At 56.7% G+C, this 25144-nt stretch carries 26 protein-coding genes; 17 read left to right on the plus strand and 9 right to left on the minus strand.

Annotated elements, in window-relative coordinates; all coding sequences use genetic code 11:
- Positions 1-23: 23 nt before the first annotated feature.
- Positions 24-908 (plus strand): D-hexose-6-phosphate mutarotase, encoded by an 885-nt coding sequence (locus V3W49_RS08085; RefSeq protein ID WP_500144828.1) that lies wholly within the window; start codon positions 24-26, stop codon positions 906-908.
- A gap of 45 nt (positions 909-953) precedes the next feature.
- Here V3W49_RS08085 and V3W49_RS08090 read toward each other — a convergent pair whose 3' ends face one another.
- Positions 954-1802, minus strand: coding sequence for an aldo/keto reductase (locus tag V3W49_RS08090; protein ID WP_500144829.1), 849 nt, complete (start codon positions 1800-1802; stop codon positions 954-956).
- Positions 1803-2044: 242 nt separating this feature from the next.
- Positions 2045-2794, minus strand: a complete 750-nt coding sequence (locus V3W49_RS08095; protein ID WP_500144831.1) for a MipA/OmpV family protein — start codon at positions 2792-2794, stop codon at positions 2045-2047.
- A gap of 433 nt (positions 2795-3227) precedes the next feature.
- Between V3W49_RS08095 and yeaG the strand changes: the two genes are divergently transcribed.
- The 4 genes from yeaG to V3W49_RS08115 all read left to right on the plus strand — a co-directional run bounded on the left by yeaG (position 3228) and on the right by V3W49_RS08115 (position 7878).
- The gene (gene yeaG / locus V3W49_RS08100; protein WP_500144832.1) at positions 3228-5162 is read left to right on the plus strand and encodes a protein kinase YeaG; all 1935 of its coding nucleotides are present in this window, start codon (positions 3228-3230) and stop codon (positions 5160-5162) included.
- 68 nt (positions 5163-5230) lie between these two features.
- Positions 5231-6514: a YeaH/YhbH family protein gene (locus tag V3W49_RS08105; RefSeq protein ID WP_500144834.1), complete on the plus strand. Its 1284-nt coding sequence runs from the start codon at positions 5231-5233 to the stop codon at positions 6512-6514.
- 310 nt (positions 6515-6824) lie between these two features.
- Positions 6825-7331 (plus strand): YbaK/prolyl-tRNA synthetase associated domain-containing protein, encoded by a 507-nt coding sequence (locus V3W49_RS08110; protein WP_500144836.1) that lies wholly within the window; start codon positions 6825-6827, stop codon positions 7329-7331.
- Positions 7332-7431: 100 nt separating this feature from the next.
- Positions 7432-7878: a DUF441 domain-containing protein gene (locus tag V3W49_RS08115; protein WP_500144838.1), complete on the plus strand. Its 447-nt coding sequence runs from the start codon at positions 7432-7434 to the stop codon at positions 7876-7878.
- A gap of 170 nt (positions 7879-8048) precedes the next feature.
- Here the strand turns inward: V3W49_RS08115 and V3W49_RS08120 are convergent, their stop codons facing one another.
- Positions 8049-8837, minus strand: a complete 789-nt coding sequence (locus V3W49_RS08120; RefSeq protein WP_500144839.1) for an AraC family transcriptional regulator — start codon at positions 8835-8837, stop codon at positions 8049-8051.
- 93 nt (positions 8838-8930) lie between these two features.
- Between V3W49_RS08120 and V3W49_RS08125 the strand changes: the two genes are divergently transcribed.
- Positions 8931-10148, plus strand: coding sequence for an MFS transporter (locus tag V3W49_RS08125; protein ID WP_500144840.1), 1218 nt, complete (start codon positions 8931-8933; stop codon positions 10146-10148).
- Here the strand turns inward: V3W49_RS08125 and V3W49_RS08130 are convergent.
- Entirely contained in the window at positions 10118-10813 is a 696-nt protein-coding gene (locus tag V3W49_RS08130) for a CTP synthase C-terminal region-related (seleno)protein (RefSeq protein WP_500144841.1), read from the minus strand. The two genes, V3W49_RS08125 and V3W49_RS08130, sit on opposite strands and share 31 nt — an antisense overlap.
- Before the next feature lie 132 nt (positions 10814-10945).
- On the opposite strand from V3W49_RS08130, the gene V3W49_RS08135 reads away from it, so the two are divergent.
- Positions 10946-11296 (plus strand): DUF488 domain-containing protein, encoded by a 351-nt coding sequence (locus tag V3W49_RS08135; RefSeq protein ID WP_500144843.1) that lies wholly within the window; start codon positions 10946-10948, stop codon positions 11294-11296.
- Here V3W49_RS08135 and V3W49_RS08140 read toward each other — a convergent pair.
- Positions 11293-11595, minus strand: a complete 303-nt coding sequence (locus V3W49_RS08140) for a hypothetical protein (protein ID WP_500144844.1) — start codon at positions 11593-11595, stop codon at positions 11293-11295. The two genes, V3W49_RS08135 and V3W49_RS08140, sit on opposite strands and share 4 nt — an antisense overlap.
- A 151-nt stretch (positions 11596-11746) precedes the next feature.
- Here V3W49_RS08140 and V3W49_RS08145 point away from each other — a divergent pair, with 151 nt between their 5' ends.
- Positions 11747-12154 (plus strand): VOC family protein, encoded by a 408-nt coding sequence (locus V3W49_RS08145; RefSeq protein WP_500144846.1) that lies wholly within the window; start codon positions 11747-11749, stop codon positions 12152-12154.
- Between the two features lie 6 nt (positions 12155-12160).
- Here the strand turns inward: V3W49_RS08145 and V3W49_RS08150 are convergent, their stop codons facing one another.
- The 4 genes from V3W49_RS08150 to icd all read right to left on the minus strand — a co-directional run bounded on the left by V3W49_RS08150 (position 12161) and on the right by icd (position 17093).
- Complete coding sequence (locus V3W49_RS08150; protein ID WP_500144942.1) at positions 12161-12406, minus strand: putative hemolysin; 246 nt, start codon at positions 12404-12406, stop codon at positions 12161-12163.
- 470 nt (positions 12407-12876) lie between these two features.
- The gene (locus tag V3W49_RS08155) at positions 12877-14148 is read right to left on the minus strand and encodes an OprD family outer membrane porin (protein ID WP_500144847.1); all 1272 of its coding nucleotides are present in this window, start codon (positions 14146-14148) and stop codon (positions 12877-12879) included.
- An 800-nt stretch (positions 14149-14948) separates the two neighbouring features.
- Positions 14949-15734 carry a CatB-related O-acetyltransferase gene (locus V3W49_RS08160; RefSeq protein WP_500144848.1) on the minus strand — a complete coding sequence of 262 codons (786 nt, stop codon included), beginning with the start codon at positions 15732-15734 and terminating at the stop codon, positions 14949-14951.
- A gap of 108 nt (positions 15735-15842) precedes the next feature.
- Complete coding sequence (gene icd / locus V3W49_RS08165; RefSeq protein ID WP_500144850.1) at positions 15843-17093, minus strand: NADP-dependent isocitrate dehydrogenase; 1251 nt, start codon at positions 17091-17093, stop codon at positions 15843-15845.
- A gap of 116 nt (positions 17094-17209) precedes the next feature.
- Between icd and rluE the strand changes: the two genes are divergently transcribed.
- The 9 genes from rluE to phoQ all read left to right on the plus strand — a co-directional run bounded on the left by rluE (position 17210) and on the right by phoQ (position 25128).
- Positions 17210-17878, plus strand: coding sequence for a 23S rRNA pseudouridine(2457) synthase RluE (rluE, locus tag V3W49_RS08170; protein WP_500144943.1), 669 nt, complete (start codon positions 17210-17212; stop codon positions 17876-17878).
- Positions 17875-18204: a lysozyme inhibitor LprI family protein gene (locus V3W49_RS08175; protein WP_500144851.1), complete on the plus strand. Its 330-nt coding sequence runs from the start codon at positions 17875-17877 to the stop codon at positions 18202-18204. Before rluE ends, V3W49_RS08175 begins: the two co-directional genes overlap by 4 nt.
- 14 nt (positions 18205-18218) lie before the next feature.
- Positions 18219-18677 (plus strand): NUDIX hydrolase, encoded by a 459-nt coding sequence (locus tag V3W49_RS08180; RefSeq protein WP_500144852.1) that lies wholly within the window; start codon positions 18219-18221, stop codon positions 18675-18677.
- Between the two features lie 56 nt (positions 18678-18733).
- Positions 18734-19834, plus strand: coding sequence for a tRNA 2-thiouridine(34) synthase MnmA (gene mnmA, locus V3W49_RS08185; RefSeq protein WP_500144853.1), 1101 nt, complete (start codon positions 18734-18736; stop codon positions 19832-19834).
- Between the two features lie 26 nt (positions 19835-19860).
- Positions 19861-20490 (plus strand): high frequency lysogenization protein HflD, encoded by a 630-nt coding sequence (gene hflD, locus V3W49_RS08190; protein ID WP_500144854.1) that lies wholly within the window; start codon positions 19861-19863, stop codon positions 20488-20490.
- Positions 20491-20507: 17 nt separating this feature from the next.
- Complete coding sequence (gene purB / locus V3W49_RS08195; RefSeq protein ID WP_500144855.1) at positions 20508-21878, plus strand: adenylosuccinate lyase; 1371 nt, start codon at positions 20508-20510, stop codon at positions 21876-21878.
- Between the two features lie 115 nt (positions 21879-21993).
- On the plus strand, positions 21994-22917 hold the full coding sequence (locus V3W49_RS08200; protein WP_500144856.1) for a DUF7916 family protein: 924 nt from the start codon (positions 21994-21996) through the stop codon (positions 22915-22917).
- Between the two features lie 78 nt (positions 22918-22995).
- Positions 22996-23667: a two-component system response regulator PhoP gene (phoP, locus tag V3W49_RS08205; protein WP_500144857.1), complete on the plus strand. Its 672-nt coding sequence runs from the start codon at positions 22996-22998 to the stop codon at positions 23665-23667.
- Complete coding sequence (gene phoQ, locus V3W49_RS08210) at positions 23668-25128, plus strand: two-component system sensor histidine kinase PhoQ (RefSeq protein ID WP_500144859.1); 1461 nt, start codon at positions 23668-23670, stop codon at positions 25126-25128.
- Positions 25129-25144 lie beyond the last annotated feature (16 nt).

Genomic DNA, 25144 nt, shown 5'->3' on the forward strand with positions numbered 1-25144 from the left:
TTGCATCCGACAAGGAGATACCCATGAGTACCGATATTTATGCGCTGTCCGTCGTCGATCAGCTAAGCGATACCGTCTCCCGCCGCAAACTGGACGAACTGGACCTGATTGTGGTGGAGCATCCCGCCGTGCGCGCCGCCTTTGCGCTGCAGGGCGCCCACCTGCTCTCCTGGCAGCCCGCCGGAGAACAAGAAGTTATCTGGCTGAGCAGCAATACCCCGTTTACCGCCGGTAGCGCGCTGCGCGGCGGCGTGCCTGTCTGCTGGCCCTGGTTTGGCCCGTCAACGCAGCAGGGCTTTCCCTCCCACGGTTTTGCCCGCAACCTGCCGTGGCAACTGAAAGAACATAAGCAGGACACCGACGGCGTCAGCCTGACTTTCGAACTGCTGAGCGGCGAAGAAACCCGCCGTTTCTGGCCTCATGACTTCCAGTTGCTGGCGCACTTCCGGCTCGGTGCCGAATGTGAAATGGCGCTGGAAGCCCACGGTGACTTCGAAACCACCGCGGCGCTGCACAGCTACTTCCTGGTGGGTGATATCGCCCGGGTACGCGTCGCCGGGCTGGGCGAACGCTATATCGATAAGGTAAACAACGGCGAAGAAGGCCGCCTTGCCGACGGCGTACAGACCTTCCCGGATCGTACCGATCGCGTCTACCTGACGCCGGATAACGTTAGCCGGATTGAAGATGGCAAACTGGGCCGTACCATCGAAATAACGCACCATTTCAACAGTAACGTTGTCGGCTGGAACCCGGGCCCCGCCCTTTCCGCCAGCATGGCCGATATGCCGGACGACGGCTACCGAACCATGGTCTGCGTCGAGACCGCGTCAGTAACCGTACCTCAGCGCGCCCGCCCCGGCCAGCCTTCGCGTCTGGCCTGCACTGTCAAAGTGCTGAAAGATTAAAGCTCCTGACCGGATGCTGCCAGGCGGCGGCGTCCGGTATCGTCATCAGACAATATCCAGCGGCCCTTTATGCGTCGGAGCCGGAAAAGCCTCGTCCAGACGGCTAAGCAGCGCGTCGCTCAGGGAAATCTCAAGCGCGGCGGCGTTATCTCGCACGTGCGCCAGTGAGGCGCTTTTGGGGATAGCAATGACTCCCGGACGTCGAATCACCCACGCCAGCAGCAGTTGCGCCACGCTTATTCCCAGCATCTGAGCCTGTTCCACCAGCAGCGGATGCTGCATCAGTCCCTGGCGCTGCCTTCCGGCCTGGGCCAGCGGACAATAGGCCATCACCGGCATCTCCTGTTCCCGACACCAGGGCAGCAGATCGGTTTCGATACCGCGCGAGGCCAGGTGATACAACACCTGATCGGTAGCGCAGGCTTCGCCACCCGCCAGCGCCCACAGCGTGCGCATTTCATCGATATCCAGGTTAGAGACGCCCCAGCGGCCGATCTTGCCCTGGCGCTGCAGCTCGCTCATCAGCGTCAGCGTCTCTTCCAGTGGAATATCCCCACTCCAGTGCAGCAGATAGAGATCGATATGGTCGGTGCCTAACCGCTTCAGGCTGGCTTCACAGGCCGCCACGCCGCGCGTGCCTGCGGCGTTCCACGGATATACCTTCGATACGATAAACGCCTGGTCGCGACGCCCGCGAATGGCTTCCCCCACCACTCGCTCCGCGCCACCTTCGGCGTACATCTCTGCGGTATCGATAAGCCGCAGGCCAAGATCGATGCCCGCCTGAAGCGCCGCAACCTCCTGATGACGCTTCGCGGGATCCTCCCCCATATACCAGGTTCCCTGCCCCAGAGCCGGTAGCCTTTGTCCAGCCAGACTGATGCTTTTCCCCATGTTATGCCCCCCTATCGCAGATAAGCAAACGGGGTGCCTGAGCACCCCGTGAGACCGATGATAAACCAGGGCCGAAGCTGTTCGGCCCTGAATCACCAGAAAAATAAACAAGGAAAATCAATCCATTGATTTTCGGCTGATAACCGCAAAGAGGGAAAAACCACGTTTTTTCCTCTTTTTCATCAACCTGACGGGGTGCCTGAGCACCCCGCTATTTTACTCTGCTACCGCTTCGGTTAACCTCAGAAACGATAGTTCACGCCGGTGAGCAACATCCCCATCCAGCTGCGATCCACCATTGGACTGTCTTTCACCTCATCGCCCAGGCGAATATAGCGGCCCATGCCATAGATGCTCCAGTGATCGGTCAGGTTATAGTTGACCGATAGTTCCACATAAGGGTTCCAGTCGCTGTCCGCATTATAGTGACGAATACCGCTGTGCGACGATTCACTGCGTCGTACCCCATAATAGTACTGGTTCTGGTTTTCACTGTTCCAGGTAGCGCCGATCCCCGGCGTGACGGTCAGACGACCATTGGTATAGCGATACAGCCACGCCAGATCCCAGGTTACGCCATTGCTTTCACCCAGAACGTCGCCCCCAAGCCAGGTACGCAGGTAGCCGTACTGGGTATAGTGCGCGTAATTCAGCCCGGCCATCATGGTGGACTTACGGTAATCCAGGTGACGCATTTGATGGTTGCCGCTATCCTTGGGGCGAAAACGCAGCGGCGAATACCATGCGGCGATCGACAGCTTATCGGTCTTGTCGTTCCACAGGTAGTAGCCGGCGTTAAAGCCGCGCAGATAGAAGTTCTTCCCTTCATACCCCACCATCGGCGCAGGCCGGGTTTTGGTATTGGTGCCTTTATAGGGGCTGTTCTGAATATAAGCCGCCGCCCCCAGCGACCAGATCCCCTCGTCGGCAAACGCGGTGTTAGCGGTAGCCGCAACCAGCGCCGCCACGGCAAGAAGTTTGAATTTGGTCACAGTATTTTAATCCTTTCATCTTGTGTTCCCGTCGGGAAGTGTACCCGTACCCGGGGCCGAACTAAAACATTTTCCCAACCCCCTGCGCACAATAAGAAAACATCACAGCATCACCGCGTTAGATGACATAGCGCTGACGGTGGGATGACGACCGGGTGAATATCGCGCCGGACTTTTAAACGGAAATCAGGCTATATCAGATGAGTTATTGATATGTCGTTGAAATTTACTCAACCGCCAATGCAAGTTTCCCAAATGCATCTACGCTTAAATTTTAGAAGGTGGATAACCCTGAAGCGCAGTAGCACAGTCGCCGCGCTGATGAAATCGGCCGGTATCGGGGTTGCATTATCAGATTACGTCTTCCGGAGCCTCCATTATTCATACGAACGGCTCTTATCACCTGTGCTAAAAAACGAAAGGACGGCATGCCATGAATATATTCGATCACTATCGCCAGCGCTACGAAGCTGCCAAGGACGAAGAGTTCACACTGCAGGAGTTTCTTACCATTTGCCGGCAAGATCGCAGTGCCTATGCCAATGCGGCGGAGCGGCTATTGATGGCCATCGGTGAGCCTGAAATGGTTGATACCGCCCAGGATCCACGGCTGTCCCGTCTCTTTTCGAATCGGGTGGTGGCACGCTACCCGGCTTTTGAAGAGTTCTACGGCATGGAGGAGGCTATCGAGCAGATTGTCTCTTATCTGAAGCACGCCGCCCAGGGGCTGGAGGAGAAAAAGCAGATCCTCTATCTGCTGGGGCCGGTCGGCGGCGGTAAATCCTCCCTTGCCGAACGCCTGAAAGCATTAATGCAGAAGGTGCCTATCTATGTACTAAGCGCCAATGGCGAACGCAGCCCGGTGAACGATCACCCGCTGTGCCTGTTTAATCCCCAGGAAGATGCCCAGATTCTGGAGAAAGAGTACGGCATTCCTGAGCGTTATCTCGGCACCATTATGTCGCCCTGGGCCGCCAAGCGGCTGCGCGAATTCGGCGGCGATATCACTAAGTTCCGGGTGGTGAAAGTCTGGCCTTCGATACTGGAGCAGTTGGCTATCGCCAAAACTGAGCCAGGCGACGAAAACAACCAGGATATTTCCGCGCTGGTGGGTAAGGTGGATATCCGCAAGCTGGAAGATCACGCTCAGAACGATCCGGACGCCTACGGCTACTCCGGCGCCCTGTGCCGCGCCAACCAGGGGATTATGGAATTCGTGGAGATGTTTAAAGCGCCGATTAAGGTGCTGCATCCGCTGCTGACTGCCACCCAGGAAGGGAATTATAACGGCACCGAAGGCATTTCCGCCCTGCCCTTTAGCGGCATTATTCTGGCCCACTCCAACGAATCGGAATGGGTGCAGTTTCGCAATAACAAAAACAATGAGGCCTTCCTTGACCGCGTTTACATCGTGAAGGTGCCTTATTGCCTGAGGATCTCCGAAGAGATCCGCATCTACGAGAAACTGCTGAATCACAGCGAGTTGTCTCACGCCCCCTGCGCCCCCGGAACCCTGGAGACGCTGTCGCGCTTTTCGGTGCTGTCGCGCCTTAAGGAGCCGGAAAACTCCAGTATTTACTCGAAGATGCGGGTCTATGACGGCGAAAGCCTGAAAGATACCGATCCGAAAGCGAAGTCCTATCAGGAGTACCGCGACTATGCCGGAGTCGATGAGGGGATGAACGGCCTGTCCACCCGCTTCGCCTTTAAGATCCTCTCCCGGGTCTTCAACTTCGACCACGCCGAAGTAGCCGCCAACCCGGTACATCTGTTCTTCGTACTGGAACAGCAGATCGAGCGCGAACAGTTCCCACAGGAGCAGGCTGAGCGTTATCTGGAATATCTGAAGGGCTATCTGATTCCCAAATACGCCGAGTTTATCGGCAAAGAGATTCAGACCGCCTACCTGGAATCCTATTCAGAATACGGTCAGAACATCTTTGACCGTTACGTAACCTACGCCGACTTCTGGATTCAGGATCAGGAGTATCGCGATCCGGATACCGGCCAGCTGTTTGACCGCGAAGCGCTGAACGCCGAGCTGGAGAAAATTGAAAAACCCGCGGGAATCAGCAATCCCAAAGATTTCCGTAACGAGATAGTCAACTTCGTACTGCGCGCCAGAGCCAATAACAATGGCCGCAACCCGAACTGGACCAGCTATGAAAAGCTGCGCACGGTTATTGAGAAGAAGATGTTCTCTAATACCGAAGAGTTGTTACCGGTCATTTCTTTTAACGCCAAAACCTCGACCGACGAACAAAAGAAACACGATGACTTTGTCGATCGTATGATGGAAAAGGGCTACACCCGCAAACAGGTGCGTTTGCTGTGCGAATGGTATCTGCGAGTACGTAAGTCCTCTTAACGCCAGGCGGCCGCGGTGATGCGCCGCGGCCTTTACCTGTTTTATGACAGTCGAAGTCAGGGGGGCCTATGACCTGGTTTATTGATCGACGCCTGAACGGCAAGAACAAGAGCATGGTGAACCGCCAGCGCTTCCTGCGTCGCTATAAGTCGCAAATCAAACAGTCGATCTCCGGGGCCATCAACAAACGTTCGGTCACGGATGTGGAAAGCGGTGAGTCGGTATCCATTCCAACGGACGATATCAACGAGCCAATGTTTCATCAGGGGCGCGGCGGCCAGCGCCAGCGCGTCCATCCCGGTAACGATCACTTTATTCAGAATGACCGCATCGAGCGGCCCCAGGGGGGCGGCGAAGGTTCCGGAAGCGGCCAGGGGCAGGCCAGCCCCGAAGGCGAAGGTCAGGACGAATTTGTGTTTCAGATCTCCAAAGACGAGTACCTGGATCTGCTGTTCGAGGATCTGGCCCTGCCCAATCTGAAGAAGAATCAGCAACGCCAGTTGACTGAGTTTAAGACCCACCGCGCCGGGTATACCGCCAATGGTGTCCCGGCGAATATCAGCGTGGTGCGTTCACTCCAGAACTCACTGGCGCGCCGTACCGCCATGAATGCCGGTAAGCGCCGCCAGCTTCGGGAACTGGAAGCCAGCCTGGAGCAGGTGCAGCGTAGCGAACCGGCCATGCTGCTGGAAGAAGAGCGCCTGAAACACGAAATAGAAGCGTTGCGCGAACGTATCGCCAGAGTACCGTTCATCGATACTTTCGATCTGCGCTACCGTAACTACGAGAAGCGTCCCGAACCTTCCAGCCAGGCAGTGATGTTCTGCCTGATGGATGTCTCTGGTTCGATGGATCAGGCCACTAAAGATATGGCCAAACGTTTTTACATCCTGCTCTACCTGTTTCTGAGCCGGACCTATAAAAACGTGGAGGTGGTTTATATAAGACACCATACCCAGGCCAAAGAGGTGGACGAGCACGAATTCTTCTATTCGCAGGAGACCGGCGGCACCATCGTTTCCAGCGCCCTGAAGCTGATGGATGAAGTGGTGAAGGCGCGCTATGACCCGGCTCAGTGGAATATCTACGCCGCCCAGGCATCGGATGGCGATAACTGGGCCGATGACTCGCCGCTGTGTCACGAACTGCTGGCCAAAAAGATTCTGCCGGTAGTGCGTTACTACAGCTACATCGAAATCACCCGGCGCGCCCATCAAACCCTGTGGCGTGAATATGAGCACCTGCAGACAATGTTTGATAACTTTGCCATGCAGCACATCCGCGACCAGGAGGATATCTACCCGGTATTCCGCGAACTGTTCCATAAACAAAACAGCGAAAGCCACAGCTGATCCCCTAAAACAGCCAGCACAGCGTCTCCTGCTGGCTGTTTTAATCTGCCTGATTCCCTTTTCTATATTCCTCGCCTGCCAATACAGCTATGACGTCACGGATATTACCGAATACCCCTTCCTGTCTGATTTTTGCCGCTTGACGCCGTGAGTCGCGAAAGGCACTCTCTTTTCCCAACCCCCTTTCCCTCAACAAGCCCGGAGGCCGCCACAATGCGCAAAACCACCCTTATACTGATCCTCATCGCTATCGTGGTCTGGGTGGGGAGCTATCTGGGCTGGTGGTGACCGTCATTTTAAGGAGAACATCATGACCGTAATCCCCCCGCTTAACGATATTCATCAGCGCCTGGTGGCGTTGCTCACCGCAGAGGCGGCAGACTTTCGGGTGATGTCTCACGAAGCAGTCGGCAAATGCGAAGCGGTCTCTGAACTGCGCGGCACCGCGCTGGGTCAGGGCGCCAAGGCGCTGGTCTGCAAGGTAAAAGGCAACGGACTGAATCAACATGTGCTGGCAGTGCTGGCCGCGGACCAGCAGGCGGATCTCGCCGCCCTGGCGCAGGGCATCGGCGGTCTGCGAGCCTCACTGGCAAGCCCCGCGGAAGTCGATCAATTAACCGGCTGCGTGTTTGGCGCTATCCCGCCCTTCAGTTTTCACCCGGCCCTGAAGCTGGTAGCCGACCCGCTGCTGTTTGAGCGCTTTGACGAAATCGCCTTTAACGCCGGGCGGCTCGATCGTTCCATGCTCCTCAATAGCGCGGACTATCTGCGTATTGCCCGGCCCGAACTGGTCGAGTTTCGTCGTATTGCGTCGTGATTCGGGCAGGTGCCCAAAGTAAAATCCTCCCCTGACGGCCGCGAGCCATGTAGAGTAATGGTTTTGTGACTTTGACTCTGGCAGGGGAAGGATCATCCCGATGTTTGATAGCACGCTTCTTATCCTGGTGGCGCTGGCCGCACTGGGCCTGGTAAGCCACAACACCACCGTCACCATCTCCATTCTGGTGCTGATTGTGATTAAAATCACCCCTCTTAACCACTACTTTCCCTGGATAGAAAAACAGGGACTCACGGTCGGGATCATTATCCTGACTATCGGCGTAATGGCCCCCATTGCCAGCGGCTCACTCCCGTCGTCTACCCTGCTCCATGCCTTTATGAGCTGGAAGTCGCTGCTGGCGGTGGCGGTTGGCGTTTTTGTCTCCTGGCTGGGCGGGCGCGGCGTCAGCCTGATGAGCAGCCAGCCAACGCTGGTAGGCGGCCTGCTGGTAGGCACCGTCCTCGGTGTGGCGCTATTTCGCGGCGTGCCGGTCGGCCCACTGATCGCCGCCGGGCTGATTTCTCTGGTGGTGGGTAAGCAATAGGGGCTGCATAAATCACATCCTTCACTGGGCCGTCAAGCCGCTGCTACCGAACAAACGTTAAAAGGCGCAGAAATTCGCTTCTACCATATGGCGCATTGTAGATGGAAATATTCAGTACACCGACGCCTGAAATGAAAGAGCGACGGCATAAGAAAAAACGGCCTGCCGCCCTATTCAGGAGACATCGACGCCAGATAACGGCCTGGCGTCTGCCCCAGCCCCTTTTTAAACATGGTGATAAAAGCAGTCGTGGAGTCGTAACCCAGCGCGCCCGCCACCTGCTGTACCGTCTGGCCGCCAATCAACAGGCGTAATGCCTGGATCAGTTGCAACTGCTGGCGCCAGCGCCGGAAACTGAGCCCGGTTTCCCGCAGCACCAGGCGCGCCAGACTGCGTTCGCTCATGGCAAGCTCCGTCGCCCATTCCGCCAGCGTGCGACGCAAACCCGGCTCCTGCACCATAGACGCCACCATAGCCCGAATTCTGGGATTCCCGGAAACTGGCAAGCAGAACTGCTGTTCCGGCTGCCCCGGTAGTTCATCGAACAGCACCTGAATCAGGCGCCGGGTGGCCTCCTGTTCCAGTTGTTCCATCGGGCGGCGAGCCAGAGCCAGGATCAGTTCCCGCACCAGCGGCGAAATACGCAGCGTACAGCAGCGATCCGGCATGGCTACCGCGTCGGGTTCGATAAACAAAAAACAGAGTCGGGCACTGGCAGTGGCCCGGTTGCTGTGGGGCATTCCCCCAGGGATCCACACCGCGGTTGTCGGCGGCACCATCCACATCGCCTGCGCTACTTCGCAGGTAATGCCGCCATGCAGCGCCAGAATCAGCTGGCCCTTGCGGTGATGATGAAACGGGATCTCGCGATCGCTCTCCTGCACCCGAATATGAAACGCCACGGCGGGATCGTGGTGGCTGTCCGGATTATACCCCTCCAGGCCCAGGTCTCTTTCCATTATTTTGTCCGAATTTAGCGATAATCTGTCATTTTAATCTGTTTCATCATATCAGGGGACGGCGTACCCTGTGCAACCGGTAAATTATGTGAGATGAGAATAATGACATCCCCCCGTACTTCTGGCGGCTGGCCGTTGCTGCTGGCCATTCTGGTGACCGCGATGACGCTGCGCGTTAGCTTCACCGCTGTTGCCCCGCTGCTGGGGCCCATCGGCGACAGCTTCCAGCTTTCCGCCACCGCCGGTGGGTTGCTGACCACCCTGCCGCTACTGGCTTTCGCCGCGATTTCGCCTCTGGCTGCCAGCCTGGCGCGTCGCCTGGGCATGGAGCGTAGCCTGGGGCTGGCGATGCTGATTATCACCCTGGGCATTGCGCTGCGTTCCAGCGGCGCTGCAAGCATGCTGTGGCTGGGCACCCTGATTATCGGCAGCGGTATCGCGCTGGGCAATGTGCTGCTGCCGGGGCTTATCAAGCGCGACTTTCCGGATAAGGTCGCCAAACTGACCGGCGCCTATTCGCTGACCATGGGCGTCGCGGCCGCCTGCGGTTCGGCGCTGGTGGTTCCCGCCGCACTCATGGGCTGGGGCTGGCAGGGCGCGCTGCTGGCGCTGACGCTATTCCCGATACTGGCAATGTTACTGTGGCTGCCGCATCTGCGTCAGCGCCAGAGCGCAAACGTCAGCAGCGGCCCGGGAACTATGGTGCGAAGCCTGTGGCGCTCGCCGCTTGCCTGGCAGGTCACGCTATTTCTGGGGTTGAATTCATTGATCTACTACGTGGTGGTGGGCTGGCTGCCGGCAATTCTGGTGAGTCACGGTTTCAGTCCGCGCGAGGCAGGCACCCTGCACGGCCTGATGCAGTTGGCCACCGCGGCACCCGGGCTGTTTATCGGTCTGGTGCTGGCACGGATGAACGATCAGCGCGTTATCGCTCTGCTGGTGGCGCTACTGTGCGCCCTTAGCGCCCTCGGACTGTGGCTGGCGCCGGCTCTGGCGTCGCTGTGGGTGGTGCTGTTCGGCTTCGGTTCCGGCGCCACCATGATTCTCGGCCTGAGCTTTATCGGCCTGCGCGCCAGCTCCGCCCATCAGGCCGCCGCCCTGTCGGGTATGGCTCAAAGCGTCGGTTACCTTCTGGCAGCCTGCGGGCCGCCGCTGATGGGGAAACTGCACGATGTTTCCAGCAGTTGGACACTGCCGCTACTGGTCTGTACCCTTCTGGCCAGCGCCATGGCGATATTCGGCTTATGCGCCGGGCGCGATCGCGAAATCGACGAACCGCCTCAACGCGCGGCTGCCCGCAGCAGCTCATGAACCAGCGGCACCGGACGCCCCGATAACGCCGCCCGTTCCGGCTGGAACAGCGTGGCGACGAAGAAGGGGTGTTCGGGAATCTCCACAATTCTCGGTTCCCCTTCTTCATCCCAGCCGCTGACCTTCAGCGGTTGATCTGCAAGCTCCGCGATAAATGTGGGGGCTACCTGATAGCTGCAGTTATAGAGCGCGACAATTTCTGTTTTTCCCCAGGCTCTGGCCGCAATGGTGTGGGGACGCAATTCCACCACCTGCTCAACGTTGTTTAACGGACAGACCGCAGGCTCGATCACCTGCCTCCCCTGGTCGGAAATTTCCGCATGGGCCGCATCCGCCCATTCCAGAACGTGGCGGGCATACTCCAGCACCGCATACTGGAAGCCAGCGCAGGTTCCCAGAAACGGCAACGCATTCTCCCGGGCGTAACGAATCGCCATTAGCGCCCCCTGCGGGTTATGATACGGGCTGTGCGGCACCGCCCAGACGGCATCGAACGGCTCCAGGCTTTCCCCTTCGGCGATCGCCGTGGTCGCCAGCCAACGATATTCCAGGGTCAGATCCAGTACCGCCGCCGCATCATCCAGCGCCAGTGGAATAGCCTGATGAGCGGGAACATCCGGGTTGCGGTCGCCAACCAGTGCGATATGTAAAACGCCTTGTGACATAGAGCCTCCTGTATGCAAAGCGCCATAGCATGGACTGCCGGTAAGCTAAGATCAACTCAGCCGCCGTATCGGCTTTGCCAGACTACCGGCGCGGGTGTAGGGTAAATATCGGCAGTCATAACAGGAGAGAGTATGATTCAGTGCAAGCGGGTCTATGAGGATGTCAGTAAGAGTGATGGCTATCGGGTGCTGGTGGACAGGCTCTGGCCGCGGGGCGTGAAAAAAAGCGAGCTACAATATGACGAATGGTGTAAAGCTGTTACGCCCTCGCCAGAGCTGCGTAAGGAGCTGCATAGTGAGGTGATTGATTTTGATACCTTCAGCCAACGCTACCGCGCCGAACTGGCACAGGCACCGGAGGAAACCCGGCGGCTGGCGGAAATCGCCCGCAGACGGCCGCTTACCCTGCTCTATGCCGCAAAGAACACCGCACAGAATCACGCTCTGGTGCTGGCCGACTATCTGCGCGGTCTGGCCGATTAATTAAGAGCGTCGGCAAGCGTGAGCGACGGCGCCGGTTCGCCATCCAGCGGCATCAGAAATTCGGGGCGCACAAAGGCAAAACCGGACTGGCCGTCGAAAGAAACCACATCGCCGGTGACCAGCCACAGCGGGCGGGCGCCGGGCGGAAGCTCAGTCACCACGCCGTTAACCGGGTTAATAAAGCGTTCTCCGCTGCGACACAAACCGAACAGCTCCACCGACTTTCCAATATTCCTGCGACCGACCGCCGTCTTCGCGCCGACAATCAGCGCCAGCGCACCGGGTTTTAACTGGTACATCTTCTCTACCCATTGAATTTTGACGGCAGCGATCTGACCATTTTTGCGGCGAAAAGTAAATATTTAAGATTTATCTCAACCAAAATTCCTCAAACACAAGTTGCAAACCGGCAGCTATAGTTAAATTACCGTTAACAGACGGAGAGCCTCTATGTCTCTTTCTCTGACAGGTGTTGATCACATTCATGTCTACGTGCCGGATATGGCACTCGCGCTGGGGTGGTATCAGAACGCCCTGGGATTCACCCCGGTTGAAAAACTACGTCACTGGTACGACGAAGGGGGGCCAATGACGATAAGCAACGGCGGGGTGGCACTGGCGCTGTTTGAACGACCGGATAAGGGCCAGGGACACACCGTTGCCTTTCAGGTGACCGGAGCCGGCTTTATTCAGGCCATGGCCCATCTGCAGCAGCAGAAAGTCCCGTTTACCGAAACGGACCACCGACTGACCTGGTCGCTGTACCTGAGCGATCCCTGGGGTAATCCCTGGGAGATTACCACCTGGGACTATCGGGAGGTGGCGGCGGCGATAGCCGCGCAGCCGGTTTACGATTAGGGAAAATTACCGGGGATGATCGCGGCGCCACAGCGCCCATTCATCCAGCACTTCACCGTTGGGCAGTTTACAGTCGGTGCGTACCCCCTGCGGGCTCTGGATGGGTACCTGAATGCCGCCTTTCTCTTTACACCACACAGAGGCGGGATTCGCCATCCCGGCCCGCGACTCGCCACCGCGCGTCGGAGAATCCGGCGCGGTAGTGCACCCTGCCAGCAACACCGCTGCCAACGCGGCAATACAATACTTCATGCTATTTTTCTCCATAATAATCTTTCCTTGCACTATTTCATTCTGATACATGATCGCCAATCGGACCAGCCTTAAAAAAGTTCATCGCGGATTAGCGTGAAGCGGGAGTTACCGGCGGCTGCCCCGGCTTCCGGGAGAGTATGTCGCGCTGGTGAAGGTTCCGTTCACCTTACGGTTATTTTTATCTGTCGGTTGCGGAACCGGTGAATCAGCAGAGAAGCAGAAACCTGAAGTGAACGGAACACCCGCCGCATCGTCATATTCTGCCGCTTTTGTTCTGAAACCGGGCGCCGGAGCCGTCTGTCACCCTCACCCCGGCAATGAACGGCACAGCCCACCGCATCAACATATTCTGCCGGTTTTTTGTTTCCGCTTTCGAACACTGCACGCTAATCCGCGCTGAACCTTAAAAAACGGCGATAAAAAAGGAGGGCTCACGCCCTCCCCCACATTTTACGCCATTCCCGACATCAGAAGGCGTTAAACGGGTAGTCGACAAAGACGCGGATCTCATTACCGCTGGAGTTATAGTCGCTGGCGCTGTTCGATACCCGCAGTACCGAGTAACGAACTTTAAGCGACAGATCCTTCGCCGGCCCGCTCTGCACCTTATATTGCAGCTGGTTGAACAGCTCACGCTCTTTACCATTGCTGCTGGCGGCGGTGTGGATGTTATCCCCGCGCACGTAAGCGATATCCCAGGTCAGACCCGGCACGCCCAGACCGGCGAAATCCAGAGAATACGCCGCCTGCCAGGAGCGTTCGTCTTCGGCGTTAAAATCAGACCAGTAGGAGTTGGCCAACCAGATGCTGTTGCCACCGTCGCCCACGCCGCCCTGATCGCGATAGCCGCCGTAGTTATAACCGGTGCTGCCGCTGCTCTGCTGGTACGCCAGCTTAAAGGTATGGACGTACCAGGTGTAGCTGGCCGCCAGGCTCCAGATGGTGTTGCTGCGCCCGGTATCCAGGCTTTCGGCGTAACCCCGATCCAAACGGGAGTTATAGCCATTAAAGTCCAGCACCAACTTCTGATCGCTGGCGAACGGCTGGTTAAAGTTAAGATTCAAATACTGGCGGTTCAGCACATCTTCCACGTCCGAGGCGTAGAAGGCCGCGCTGAAGCGGTCGTTAAACTGATAGCTGGCGCCGCCAAAACTGATGCTGCTCAATCCGCTGTCGTGGCGATCGTCGCTCTTACGCTGCTCATCGGTAAAGTAACCGGCGTTCACTTCCAGACCGTCGATCTCACGCGAGGTCAGCATGAAACCGGTATAGGTTTCATACAGCAGCCGGGAGGTATCGGCGCTCAGAACCGGCAGCTGCGGCAGTTGGGTACCATAGCTCAGTTCGGTACTGGAAAAACGCATCTTCACCCGGGCACCAAATTTAGCAAGCTGAGAACGCGCCTTACCGTCGTTATCCTGAGCAAAGAAATCGATGCCGCCTGCGCCGCTGCGCCCGCGACCGCCGTCAAGACGCACCGCGTACTGGGCGATACCGTCCACCCCAAAGCCCACTGGCCCCTGAGTATAGCCGGACTGGAAATTGGCAATAATCCCCTGCCCCCACTCTGCGCGGTCACGCATCCCCGGCTCTTTATAGTCGCGTTTGATGTATGCGTTGCGTAACAGCACATCCATATGGCTGTCGTCGATAAAACCTTTGCTCTGTGCCTGATCGTTTGCCACTGCCTGGGTCGCACTCAATAACCCCAGCGCGATCGCTGATAATTTTTTTTTCACTGTACAAAATCCCACTCTATTATTATTTCGAACCGCAGACCGGTTCTTATCCAGGTCAAAACCTGAAGGGCGATAGTAGCCTGAATGCAAATATCAGCGCCTTAACAATTTGTGACATATAGACATTTCAGGTGCAACCACTCATTTAGTGATTTTGTTTAATAATTCGACGATCCAGAGGCTATTATTCTATTGGTTCGCATACACAGCCTGGCGGTTCAGGTCAGGGAGCACAGGGGCCGGCTCTTTTCTGAGTGGTGGTTAATCACATTAAAAACTTATTTATCAGAGCGTAGTTCCAGGACAATAATAAACAGCAAAATATTACACCAGATAATCCCCAGAGTCAGAAACAAAATAAAGCCTCATAGCGCTTTTGTTTCTCAGCCCTTTTGCACAAATAAAATATCGTTCAGAAAAAACCATAAAAAAACGGCGCCAGGTAGCATGGCGCCGTAAACCCACGTGCATGTATCGTGTCGTTCGGGCGGTTCAGTCACCTCCCTGTTATCCTTCGAGCGTATCGATTGTGGCTGCATTTAACCATACTCATTAAGTGGGCAATGTGGGGAGGGAAAGGGTTAGGTGCCCTCGGTTGTAATCTGTATAATCACTTTCACATCCCCCAACCCGTCGTTTTTATCCCAAGTATCTATGCCGCAAGTACAAATATTAGTCTCATCCGGAGATATATCTATCAGTGCCATGCCTGATATCACCGAAAATCGGCAGAAAAATGTCGCGGGGGATAGAAAGTGGCAAGAATAACTACACCATCAGCCCCCTGGCGGACGCTCTGATTATAACGCCGATAACAACTGACCTAAATTAAACGTTTTATATTGAACCGGAGATATTTCCCTGTTATCAATTTTATCCGATAAACTCCTAATAAAATAATCAATATCATCGCAATGTGAGTTATCAGGTAAATCGGTAAATTTATACTCCCACCATTTCAGACGCAGCATTTCTTTAATCACGCCATCCGAAAATCGATATTTAATGATTTTCGCCGGGACACCAGCAACAATGGCATAAGGGGGGACATCTTTTGTAACGACAGCGTTAGCGGCCACAACAGCACCATCTCCAATAGTTATCCCTCCTTTTATGACCACATCATCTGCGATCCAAACATCATTACCGATAACGGGTGGGCCAATATCAGTCAGATGAGGTTTGATCTTCCAGCTACCGCCTTGTGTACAGGAAAGCGCTTCATATTCTCTGCTGTAGGTCAATGTGCTGGTCGTGAAACGATGCAGGGGATGCTGTCCTCCCATAACAATCGCCCTACTGGCAATACTACAATATCTCCCGATTCGAACACCATTCGGAAAAGTACAAGTCGGACGAGAAAAAGCGCCAACGGAACAAAATCCTTTATGTGGCATCATGGAGTATTCCTCTGCGATAACGGTTCCTTTTATTTTAATTTTATCGCCTCTTTTGAAGAGCAAAGGAATACTTCGGCTATGAACGCCTTTTACCCTGTTACCATGCTTAAGGAAAATATTATTATCTATCAGAAATTGCTCATGCACTTTCTTCCATCGGAAAACATACACCGGTAATTCTTCCATTTTCCAGACCTTATCTATTCCATGACAATAGCGTTCATACAGCAAGTACCGCGTAGAGAAAAAAGCGGGGCCTCCACAGGCTCCCGCTTTTACAACTCGCAATGCTGATTACATATTTGCGATAATCGCGTCACCAAACTCTGAACATTTCAGCAGTTTAGCGCCTTCCATCAGGCGTTCGAAATCGTAGGTCACGGTCTTGTTGGCGATAGCGCCTTCCATACCCTTAACGATCAGGTCTGCGGCTTCGAACCACTGCATGTGGCGCAACATCATCTCGGCGGAAAGGATAACCGAACCCGGGTTTACTTTATCCTGGCCCGCATACTTCGGCGCGGTGCCGTGCGTTGCTTCGAACAGCGCGCACTCGTCACCGATATTGGCGCCTGGGGCAATACCAATACCACCGACCTGGGCTGCCAGGGCGTCGGAGATGTAATCGCCGTTCAGGTTCATACAGGCGATAACGTCATATTCGGCCGGACGCAGCAGGATCTGCTGCAGGAAGGCGTCGGCAATCACGTCTTTGACCACGATCTCTTTGCCGTTGTTCGGGTTCTTGATCTTCATCCAGGGGCCACCATCGATCAGCTCGCCGCCGAACTCCTCTTTCGCTAACTGGTAGCCCCAGTCTTTGAAAGCGCCTTCGGTGAACTTCATGATGTTGCCTTTATGTACCAGGGTCACAGACTCGCGATCGTTGGTGATGGCGTATTCAATGGCCGCGCGCACCAGACGTTTGGTCCCCTCTTCCGAGCAGGGCTTAACGCCGATACCGCAGTGTTCCGGGAAGCGAATGTTCTGCACCCCCATCTCTTCACGCAGGAATTTGATCACTTTATCCGCGTCGGCGCTGTCGGCTTTCCACTCGATACCGGCATAGATGTCTTCTGAGTTTTCACGGAAGATAACCATATCGGTCAGTTCCGGGTGCTTAACCGGGCTTGGGGTACCCTGGTAGTAACGAACCGGGCGCAGGCAGATGTAGAGATCCAGCTTCTGGCGCAGGGCCACATTCAGGGAACGGATACCGCCGCCAACCGGCGTGGTCAGAGGGCCTTTGATCGCCACGCGATAGTCGCGGATCAGATCCAGGGTTTCATCCGGCAGCCAGGTATCTTTACCGTAGACGTGAGTCGATTTTTCACCGGTGTAGATTTCCATCCAGGAAATTTTCCGCTCGCCCTTGTAGGCTTTTTCCACGGCGGCGTTCACCACTTTCAGCATGGCAGGCGTGACGTCAACGCCGATGCCGTCCCCTTCAATGTAAGGGATAATCGGGTTGTTCGGCACGTTCAGTTTGCCGTTATCAAGGGTGATTTTTTGGCCTTCCGCCGGAACAACTACTTTGCTTTCCATTCACCTCTCCTTCGAGCGCTTCTGGTTGTTACTGATTTTTGTTAATGATTTGTAATCGATGTGTCAATACTACCTGAATGTCGGGCGCCATGAAAGGCGATCGTTATTTCGCTATAATGCGGCAATCGCCAACGCCTGAAAATACTATGCATAAAACTTCTGTTAGAAATCACGGAACTAAACGATTCAGCCAGAAAAATAGCGCACGAGATCGTAAAAGAGCACGCGGGCAACGAAGGGTTGTTTTGTTTAACAAACCCTTCGATGTGCTGCCGCAGTTTACCGACGAAGCGGGGCGCGCAACCCTGAAGGACTATATTCCGGTGGCCGATATTTACGCTGCCGGACGTCTGGACAGAGATAGCGAAGGCCTGCTGGTATTAACCAACGATGGCGCCCTGCAGGCTCGTCTGACTCAGCCCGGTAAGCGTACCGGCAAGGTCTATTACGTTCAGGTGGAAGGCGAACCGGACGAGGCGGCCCTGGCGGCGCTGCGCCATGGCGTGACGCTGAAAGACGGCCCCACCCTCCCCGCTGACGTGGAGCGGGTGGATGAGCCCGCCTGGCTGTGGCCACGTACCCCGCCGATACGCGAGCGCAAAAGCATCCCTACCGCCTGGCTGCGCCTCACTCTGTATGAGGGACGCAATCGCCAGGTCAGAAGAATGACCGCCCATGTGGGCCACCCTACCCTGCGTCTGATCCGCTACGCCATGGGCGACTGGAGCCTGGATAATCTGGCCTGCGGGGAATGGCGCGAACTGCCATGCAAGGAGCCAAAATGAAATTCGCGTTAACGCTACTGTTGATAAGCTGCGCCCTCGGCGCTCAGGCCGCCAGTTTTGACTGTGCTAAAGCCCACTCCGCCGATGAAAAAGCCATCTGCGCCAGTCGCGACCTGAATGATAAAGATGTGGAGATGGCCACCCAATACCGCCTGCTGAAGGGGCTGTTCGCCATGGGCGGTCAGGGCGCCATGCAGGATCAACAGCAGGCCTGGCTGAAATCGCGCCGTGCCTGCGGCGGCGACGTCGCCTGCCTCTCTCAACGCTATGACGAACGACTGCGCCAGCTGGATGCCATCTATCAGCGCATCGACAGACCGCTATAAACAAAGGAGCCTGGATGTTTAAACCCCATGTTACCGTCGCCTGCGTAGTGCAGGCTCAGGGGCAGTTTCTGGTGGTGGAAGAGACCATTAACGGCAAAGCGCTGTGGAACCAGCCTGCCGGCCATCTGGAGGCGGATGAAACGCTACTCCAGGCAGCCAGACGCGAACTGTGGGAAGAGACCGGCATCCGCGCAGAACCTCAAAGCCTGCTGCGTATGCATCAATGGATTGCGCCAGACAATACGCCGTTTCTGCGCTTTCTGTTCGCCATCGATCTCCCCGAGCCGCTTGCCACCGAGCCTCACGACAGTGATATCGACCGCTGCCACTGGCTCAGGCCCGAGGAGATCCTCAACGCCGGGAATCTGCGCTCCCCGCTGGTGGCGGAAAGCGTGCGCTGCTACCAGCAGGCCGAGCGTTACCCGCTCTCCATACTGACCGCCTTTCACTGGCCTTTCACGGGGGGTGCCTGAGGCCGCGACGCGTGCTAGAATACGCCGCCTTTGAAGTTCAATGCGTGAGTGTTTCCATGTCTGCCAGTAATAAAAAAGTGATCGTCGGCATGTCCGGCGGCGTCGACTCTTCCGTTTCTGCCTGGCTGCTTTTACAGCAGGGTTATCAGGTGGAAGGGTTATTTATGAAGAACTGGGAAGAGGACGACGGTGAAGACTACTGCACCGCCGCTTCCGATCTGGCGGACGCCCAGGCCGTGTGCGACAAACTTGGCATTGAACTGCACACGATTAATTTCGCCGCCGAATACTGGGATAACGTGTTCGAACATTTCCTGGCCGAATATAAAGCCGGACGCACGCCGAATCCCGATATTCTGTGCAATAAAGAGATCAAATTTAAGGCCTTCCTGGAATTCGCCGCCGAAGATCTGGGCGCTGACTATATCGCCACCGGCCACTATGTACGCCGCCAGGATGTCGACGGCAAAAGCCGCCTGCTGCGCGGCCTGGACGGCAACAAAGACCAGAGCTACTTCCTGTATACCCTGAGCCACCAGCAGGTCGCTAAAAGTTTGTTCCCGGTCGGAGAGCTGGAAAAACCGGAAGTCAGACGCATCGCTGAGCAGCTGGAACTGGTGACCGCGAAGAAGAAAGATTCCACCGGCATCTGTTTTATTGGCGAGCGCAAGTTCCGCGACTTCCTGGGGCGTTATCTGCCGGCGCAGCCGGGGAAAATCGTCTCGGTGGAGGGCGAAACCCTGGGCGAGCACCAGGGGCTGATGTATCACACCCTGGGCCAGCGTAAAGGGCTGGGCATCGGCGGTATTAAAGAAGGCAGTGAAGATCCCTGGTACGTGGTGGATAAAGTGGTCGCTGACAATATTCTGGTGGTGGCCCAGGGCCACGATCATCCGCGTCTGATGTCGGTGGGGTTGGTCGCCCGTCAGTTGCACTGGGTGGACAGGGAACCGCTGCGTGCTGCGCTGCGCTGCACGGTGAAAACCCGCTACCGCCAGGAAGATATCCCCTGCACTATCACGCCGGTCGATGAAGACGGTATTGAAGTGCGCTTCGATGCGCCGGTAGCGGCAGTCACCCCGGGCCAGTCGGCGGTCTTTTACCTCGGTGAAGTCTGCCTTGGCGGCGGCGTTATTGAGCAGCGTATAGCGCTCTGATTGAGCGACAGCACAAAGGAGTTTGCGTGGCGAAAAATTATTATGACATCACGCTGGCGCTGGCGGGCATCTGCCAGTCTGCCCGGCTGGTTCAGCAACTGGCGCACCAGGGACACTGCGATACAGACGCGCTGCGCGTGATGCTGAGCAGCGTTATCGATCTTAATCCCGGCTCTGCCCTCGCGGTTTACGGTGGCAGCGAATCCGGGTTGAAGATGGGGCTGGAAACCCTGCTGGCGGTGTTGAATGCCAGCCAGCGTCAGGGACTGAACGCCGAACTGACGCGCTACACCCTGAGCCTGATGGTGCTGGAACGCAAACTCCACAATAATCGTCAGGCCATGAACAGCCTGGGCGAGCGTATTAACGGCCTGCAACGCCAGCTCGACCATTTCGAGCTGGAGTCAGAGACGCTGATGAACGCCATGGCGGGCATCTACGTCGATATTATCAGCCCGCTGGGGCCGCGCATCCAGGTGACTGGCTCTCCGGTCGTGCTGCAGAGCCCTCAGGTGCAGGCCAAAGTCCGCGCCGCCCTGCTGGCTGGTATCCGCTCCGCGGTGCTCTGGCACCAGGTGGGCGGCGGTCGCCTGCAGCTTATGTTTTCCCGTAATCGCCTGTGTACGCAGGCCAGACAACTTCTTGCACACTGTTAATCTCTCAGGAGTAACTGATGGAATTATCCTCACTGACGGCCGTTTCCCCTATCGATGGACGCTACGGCGATAAAGTCAGCCCGCTGCGCGCTATCTTCAGCGAATATGGCCTGCTGAAGTTCCGCGTTCAGGTCGAAGTCCGCTGGCTACAGCAGCTGGCCGCGCACCCGGGCATCCTGGAGGTTCCTGCGTTTGACGGCAGCGCAAACGATTTCCTTGATGGCATCGTTGCAAACTTCAATGAAGAAGATGCCGCGCGCATCAAAACCATCGAACGTACCACTAATCACGATGTGAAGGCGGTAGAGTATTTCCTGAAAGAGAAAGTGGCTCAGGTACCGACGCTACACGCCGTGTCTGAATTTATCCACTTCGCCTGCACCTCTGAAGATATCAATAACCTTTCCCACGCCCTGATGCTGCAGACCGCACGCCAGGAAGTACTGCTGCCCTGGTGGCGTAAAATCATCGATGCCGTAAAGGATCTGGCGCATCAGTACCGCGATATTCCCCTGCTATCCCGTACCCACGGCCAGCCCGCTACGCCGTCCACCATGGGTAAAGAGATGGCCAACGTGGCTTACCGTATGGAGCGTCAGTACCGCCAGTTGGAGCAGGTTGAGATCCTTGGCAAAATCAACGGCGCCGTGGGCAACTATAATGCGCACCTGGCGGCTTATCCGGACGTTGACTGGCACGCCTTAAGCGAAGCCTTTGTGACTTCGCTGGGCATCCAGTGGAACCCCTACACCACCCAGATCGAGCCACATGACTATATTGCCGAACTGTTTGACTGTGTGGCACGCTTTAACACCATTCTGATCGACTTCGATCGCGACGTCTGGGGCTATATTGCCCTTAACCACTTCAAACAGAAGACCATCGCCGGCGAAATCGGCTCTTCCACCATGCCGCACAAGGTCAACCCTATCGACTTCGAAAACTCCGAAGGCAACCTGGGGCTGGCGAACGCCGTGTTCCAGCACCTGGCCTGCAAACTGCCGGTCTCCCGCTGGCAGCGAGACCTGACCGACTCCACGGTACTGCGTAACCTGGGCGTGGGCGTGGGCTATGCGCTGATCGCCTACCAGTCCACCCTGAAGGGGGTCAGTAAGCTGGAGGTCAACCGCGACCGTCTGCTGGACGAGCTGGATCACAACTGGGAAGTGCTGGCCGAGCCGATCCAGACCGTGATGCGCCGCTACGGTATCGAAAAGCCCTACGAAAAACTGAAAGAGCTGACCCGAGGCAAACGCGTGGACGCCGAAGGTATGAAGCAGTTTATCGATAGCCTGGCGCTGCCGGAACACGAAAAGACCCGTCTTAAAGCCATGACGCCGGCCAACTATCTGGGCCGCGCTACTCAGATGGTCGATGACCTGAAATAAACGAAACCAGCGCCGCCTGCGGGCGGCGCTGTCGCGCCCGCCATTGCGCAACACCGCTTTCACTCCGCCCTGGGGCACGCTACAGTATGTAGCACACCATCGCAGGGAATCCGCCATGAAACGTTTTCTTGACTGCAGCGCCTCGGAGCTGCGCGACATCACCAAAGCCCAGTTGCTGTTCGCGCTGCGCGCCAGCGAAGGCCGGATTGTGGTTAGCGAGACTATCGGCGCCACCGCACCGCTGCTGCACGGCATCACCAACGCCGAACTGGCCGCCAGCCAGGGGGCCGATATTCTGCTGCTGAATCTGTTCGATGCCGAACAGCCGCAGATTACCGGTCTGCCGCAGGGCGTGGCGGGCGACGACTGCCTGCGCGAACTGCAGCGTCTGACTGGCCGTATCATTGGCGTGAATCTGGAAGCGGTGGATCCCGCTTATGCCAGCGACCAGCGCGAACTGTGGAGTATGACCCGCGGCCGGGCCGCCACGGCGGAAAATGCCGAAAAGCTGTGGCGAATGGGGGCTCGTATCCTGGTGCTGACCGGTAATCCCGGCAACGGCATCAGTAATCAGGCACTGGCCGACGCGCTCCGACAGATCCGCGACGCCGTAGGCGATCGCATGGTGCTGGCCACCGGCAAGATGCACGGCGCAGGCGTAGTGGATGAGAGTGGTCGCCAGTTAATCACTTCTCAGGATATCGCCCGCTTTATCGATAACGGCGCCGATATCGTGCTGGTACCGGCGCCGGGTACTGTACCAGGTATGAGCCAGCAGCTGGTCAGCGAGCTGATTGAAGAGATCCAGCGCCGCGGCGCGCTGGCCATGACCACCATCGGCACTTCCCAGGAAGGCGCCGACCGCGACACTATCCGCCAGATAGCCCTGATGAGTAAAATGGCCGGCGCCGATCTACAGCATATCGGCGATACTGGCTGGATGGGTCTGGCACTGCCGGAAAACATTTTTACCCTCAGCGTCGCCATACGCGGCGTGCGCCATACCTATGCGCGCATTGCCCGTTCAATAAATCGCTGAGCCACCGTAGCGTTGAGTCAGGGTTTACCTCTGAGCGAGTAAAACGGTTTTGTCGTTAACATTATTTAAGGAGTGAACATGCGCGTCCTGGTCGTGGAAGATAATGCGCTGTTACGCCATCACCTGCAGGTACAACTGCGCGAGTTGGGCCATCAGGTGGATGCTGCGGAAGATGCCAAAGAGGCCGACTATTTTCTGAATGAGCACATGCCCGATATCGCCATTGTCGATCTGGGACTGCCCGGGGAAGATGGGATGTCGCTGATCCGCCGCTGGCGCGGCCATGACGTCACCCTGCCAATTCTGGTGCTGACTGCCCGCGAAGGCTGGCAGGATAAAGTGGAAGTGCTGAGCGCCGGAGCCGACGACTACGTGACCAAACCGTTCCACCTGGAAGAGGTGGTGGCGCGCATGCAGGCGCTGATGCGCCGCAACAGCGGCCTGGCTTCACAGCTTATCTCAATGCCGCCGTTCCAGGTGGATCTGTCGCGCCGCGAGCTGTCGATTAACGGCAACCTGATCAAACTGACCGCCTTCGAATACACCATTATGGAAACGCTGATCCGCAATGCCGGTAAGGTAGTCAGCAAGGATTCCCTGATGCTGCAGCTTTATCCCGACGCCGAGCTGCGCGAAAGCCATACTATCGACGTTCTGATGGGGCGGCTGCGCAAAAAGATTCAGGCCGAGCACAACAGGGATGTCATCACCACCGTGCGCGGCCAGGGCTACCGGTTCGATCTCAGTTAAATGAAGATTCTGCGCCACTTTCTGCCGCTTTCGCTGCGGGTTCGCTTTCTGCTGGCCACCGCCGCCGTGGTGCTGGTGCTGTCGCTGGCCTACGGAGTGGTGGCGCTGGTGGGCTACAGCGTCAGTTTCGACAAAACCGCCTTCCGGCTGCTACGAGGCGAAAGTAACCTGTTTTATACTCTGGCGAAGTGGGAAAATGGCAAAATCAGCGTCGAAATGCCGGAAAACCTCGACAGGCAGAGCCCCAGCCTGGCGCTGATCTACGATGAGCGTGGCAACCTGCTGTGGCAACAGCGCCGGGTACCGCACCTGATTGCCCAGATCCGTAAAGAGTGGCTGCACGCCGACGGTTTCCAGGAGCTGGAGGCCGACTACACCACCAGTCGGGAACTGCTGGGGGCTAACCGGCTACTGCAAAATCAGCTCAACGAACTGAGTGACGACGACAAGGACGACGAGACCACCCACTCGATCGCCATTAACCGCTATCCTGCTACCTCCACCATGCCAGCGCTGACCATTGTAGTGGTGGACACCATTCCCAGCGAGCTGAAGCACTCTTACATCGTCTGGAACTGGTTCTTCTATGTAATGGTAGCCAACCTGCTGCTGGTGATCCCTTTGCTCTGGGTCGCCGCCTGGTGGAGCCTGCGTCCTATCGAGGCCCTGGCCCGGGAAGTGCGTGAGCTGGAAAAACACGATCGCGAAACCCTGAACCCGGAAACCACCCGTGAACTGACCCATCTGGTGAACAACCTTAACCAGTTGCTCAAGAGCGAACGCGAACGTTACGACAAATACCGCACCACCCTTACCGATCTGACCCACAGCCTGAAAACGCCACTGGCGGTACTCCAGAGCACTCTGCGGTCACTGCGCACCGGTAAACTGCCTCTGGAACAGGCTGAGCCGCAGATGCTGGAACAGATTAGCCGTATCTCGCAGCAAATAGGTTACTACCTGCACCGCGCCAGCATGCGCAGCGGCAGTTCGCTTATCAGCCGTGAAATCCATCCGGTGGGGCCGCTGCTGGATAATCTGACCTCGGCCCTGAACAAGGTGTATCAGCGTAAGGGGGTTTCCATTTCGCTGGATATCTCGCCGGAAATCGTCTTTATCGGCGAACAGAACGACTTTATGGAAGTGATGGGCAACCTGCTGGATAACGCCTGTAAGTACTGTCTGGAGTTTGTCGAGGTTTCCGCCCGCCAGCAGGAAGAGACGCTGCACCTGATAGTTGAAGACGATGGCCCGGGCATCCCTGAAACCCAGCGCGGCCGGGTGTTCGATCGCGGTCAGCGCGCCGATACGCTGCGCCCGGGCCAGGGGGTGGGACTGGCCGTGGCCCGGGAAGTGGTATCGCAATATCAGGGGCAGATTGTCGCCGCGGAAAGCCCGCTGGGTGGCGCACGCATGGAGGTCATTTTTGGTCGCCAGCGCCTGGGTGAAGCCGAAAGCTGAAGCCCACCCCGGCCTT

Origin of the sequence: Rosenbergiella sp. YN46, from assembly GCF_036620675.1 — a bacterium.
Taxonomy (GTDB): Bacteria; Pseudomonadota; Gammaproteobacteria; order Enterobacterales; family Enterobacteriaceae; genus Jejubacter.